This is a genomic window from Streptomyces sparsus (assembly GCF_054776295.1).
The window spans coordinates 1-3355 of the sequence record NZ_BAAHCA010000543.1 but is presented as its reverse complement, the minus strand read 5'-3'; the positions used below and the strand labels follow the sequence as shown (position 1 = coordinate 3355).

Below are 3355 nucleotides of genomic sequence, written 5' to 3'. Positions count from 1 at the left end.
GCCGGGGACATCGCGTCCCCGGCGGCCACGGCCTGCTTACTGTTCTCGGGGCCGGGTCCCTCAGTCCTGTGGCGGTCGTCCCTCCTGGGACCCCGCCTGGGTGGGCGTGCCGAGCACGGCTCCGGCGTGGGCCTTGGCGGTGGGGTCACGCCGGGACTTGAGCAGGCTGGCCACGGTGGTGACGGCCAGGACCCCGCCGATCACCACGAGCGAGAGGCCGGTGCTGATCTCGGGGACCGCGGAGCTGAGGCCGTGGGCCCAGTGCAGGATCAGCTTGACGCCGATGAACGCCAGGATCAGGGCCAGTCCGGCGGAGAGGTACACCAGCCGGTCGAGCAGGCCGGTCACCAGGAAGAACAGCGCCCTGAGGCCCAGCAGCGCGAAGGCGTTCGCGGTGAAGACGATGTAGGGCTCCTCCGTGACGCCGAACACCGCGGGGATGGAGTCGAGGGCGAAGAGGATGTCCGTGCCGCCGATGGCGATGAACACGACGAACAGCGGCGTGACCATCCGCCGGCCCGCCACGCGGGTCGTCAGCCGGCCGCCGACGTAGGTGTCCATCACGGGCAGCACACGCCGGCAGGTGCGCACCAGGACGTTGTTCTCCACGTCCGGGTCCTCGTTGCGGTGCCGGAACAGCTGGACGGCCGTCCACAGCAGCAGCAGGCCGAAGATGAGGAACATGAAGGAGAAGAGCGACAGCAGGGTCGCGCCCAGGGCGATGAAGATCACCCGCAGGATCAGGGCGGCGATGATGCCGAAGGTGAGCACGCGGTGCTGGTGCTCCTTGGGCACCGCGAACGTCGACATGATGAGCACGAAGACGAAGAGGTTGTCGACCGACAGGCTCTTCTCCACGATGTAGCCGGCGAAGTACTCCGCGCCGTAGTCCCATCCCACCTGGCTGGCGAAGACCACACCGAAGGCCACGGCGACCGCGATGTAGAACACCGACCAGATGGTCGCCTCGCGGAAGCCGACCGCGTGCGGGCGTACCGTGCCCAGCACCAGGTCGAGCGCCAGCAAACCCAGGATCACGCCGATGGTCAGCGTCCAACCGAGAGCGGTGACCTCCACCCCACACCTCCATATCGCCTCGTGCTCCGCCGACGGCGGACCGTAGTACGGCGCCCGTGGACCGTTCCGGGGGAACCGTGCCGGACGCCAGCCACGATCATGCCCCAGGATCCGCCTCGGATGCCCGTCGCGGCGCAGCGAAACGGCGGCGGGCGTCCGGCGGGCCCGCCGCACGCAGGCAGGGCCTGCGCGCCCGACGGGCCGGTGGCCGGGAGGTCAGCCCATCGGCACGATCGCGGTCGGGGCGTGGGCGGCCTCGGTGGCCAGCTCCTCGAACTCGTTGACCTTGTCCAGGTCACCGCCGCTCATGGAGATGTTGGTGACCCGCTCCAGGATGGCTTCGACGACGACCGGGACGCGGTGTTCCGCGGCCAGCTTCTTGGCCTGCTCGAACGCGGGCAGCAGCTGGTCGGGCTCGGTCACCCGGATGGCCTTGCAGCCCAGTCCCTCGGCGACCCGCACGTGGTCGACGCCGTAGACGCCCAGTTCGGGGGCGTTGAGGTTCTCGAAGGACAGCTGGACCTGGTAGTCCATGTCGAAGTTGCGCTGCGCCTGCCGGATCAGCCCCAGATAGGAGTTGTTGACCAGCACGTGCACGTAGGGGATGCGGAACTGCGCGCCGACGGCCAGCTCCTCGATCATGAACTGGAAGTCGTAGTCGCCGGAGAGCGCCACCACGGTCGCGTCGGGGTCGGCGGTGGCCACCCCGAGCGCGGCTGGGATCGTCCAGCCCAGCGGTCCGGCCTGCCCGCAGTTGATCCAGTGCCGGGGCCGGTAGACGTGCAGGAACTGGGTGCCGGCGATCTGCGAGAGGCCGATGGTCGAGACGTAGCGGGTCTCCGGGCCGAACGCCCGGTTCATCTCCTCGTAGACGCGCTGCGGCTTGATCGGCACGTTGTCGAAGTGGGTGCGCCGCTGCAGCCGCGCGCGGCGCTGCCGGGTGGACTCCGCCCAGGCGCCGCGGTCGGGCAGCTGCCCGGCGTCCCTCAGCTCGCGGGCCACCTCGACGAACAGGGCCAGCGCCGCTCCGGCGTCCGAGACGATGCCGTAGTCGGGGGCGAACACCCGCCCGATCTGTGTGGGTTCGATGTCCACGTGCACGAAGGTGCGGCCCTCGGTGTAGACGTCGAGGTTGCCGGTGTGCCGGTTGGCCCAGCGGTTGCCGATGCCCAGGACGAAGTCGGACTCCAGGAACGTCGCGTTGCCGTAGCGGTGCGAGGTCTGGAGGCCGACCATTCCCGCGTTGAGCGGGTGGTCGTCGGCGATGGTCCCCCAGCCCATGAGGGTGGGGACCACCGGAACGCCGGTCAGTTCGGCGAACTCCACCAGCAGCCGGTCGGCGTCGGCGTTGATGATGCCGCCGCCCGCGACGATCAGCGGCCGCTCGGACTCGGCCAGCATGGTGAGCGCCTTCTCGATCTGCCGGCGGCTGGCGGCCGGCCGGTGCACCGGCAGCGGCTCGTAGGTGTCCGGGTCGAACTCGATCTCCGTCATCTGGACGTCCAGCGGCAGGTCGATCAGCACCGGGCCCGGGCGTCCGGACCGCATCAGGTGGAAGGCCTGCTGGAAGGCGCCCGGCACCTGGGCGGGCTCCAGGACGGTCATCGCCATCTTGGTGACGGGCTTGGCGATGGACTCGATGTCGACTGCCTGGAAGTCCTCCTTGTGCAGCCGGGAGGTCGGCGCCTGTCCGGTGACGCACAGGATCGGGATCGAGTCGCCGCTCGCCGAGTAGAGGCCGGTGATCATGTCGGTGCCGGCGGGGCCGGAAGTGCCGATGCACACCCCGATGTTGCCGGCCTCGGCCCGGGTGTAGCCCTCGGCCATGTGGGAGGCGCCCTCGACGTGGCGCGCGAGCTTGTGCTCGATGCCCCCGGCAGCACGGAGTGCCGCGTAGAAGGGGTTGATCGCAGCGCCCGGGACGCCGAACGCGATGTCGACGCCTTCCCGCTTGAGGATCTCGACTGCTGCGCGAGCGGCGGTCATTCGAGCCATCTGAGTTCTCCTGGGTGGGCCGATGGAGGCACGCTCCCCGCTCTGCCGGCCACTGGCCAACTTCCACAATGCGAAAGAAGCGTTCTGCTATACGGAAGTCAATCTAGAAGGGCGCCTGTCGGGAGTCAAGGGATCAGGCATCCCGGAGAGGGCGACACGAGGCGAGGGCGAGGCCGCCCAGGCATGCGGGGGCACGCCGCGGCGTCGGCTGCGGCGGCTGCGTCGAGGGGTGACGGTGGTGACGGCGGCAACGGCGGTGCGCACGGTCGCGTCGGGCGCGGCG

Annotated in this window: 3 protein-coding genes; 1 reads left to right on the top strand and 2 read right to left on the bottom strand. The window is 69.9% G+C overall.

The genetic code is table 11. The features are described from left to right. Positions 1–60: 60 nt before the first annotated feature. On the bottom strand, positions 61–1077 hold the full coding sequence (locus tag ACYVE9_RS19920; protein ID WP_461029246.1) for a TerC family protein: 1017 nt from the start codon (positions 1075–1077) through the stop codon (positions 61–63). A 216-nt stretch (positions 1078–1293) separates the two neighbouring features. Then, positions 1294–3072: a glyoxylate carboligase gene (gene gcl / locus ACYVE9_RS19915; protein ID WP_461029245.1), complete on the bottom strand. Its 1779-nt coding sequence runs from the start codon at positions 3070–3072 to the stop codon at positions 1294–1296. A 22-nt stretch (positions 3073–3094) separates the two neighbouring features. Between gcl and ACYVE9_RS19910 the strand changes: the two genes are divergently transcribed. Continuing rightward, positions 3095–3355, top strand: a 261-nt coding sequence (locus ACYVE9_RS19910) for a hypothetical protein (protein ID WP_461029244.1), incomplete at its 3' end; no start/stop codon positions are given.

Bases quoted from the DNA above. Each gene is read 5' to 3' on its own strand.
- gcl (WP_461029245.1), bottom strand. From the start codon at position 3,072: ATGGCTCGAATGACCGCCGCTCGCGCAGCAGTCGAGATCCTCAAGCGG.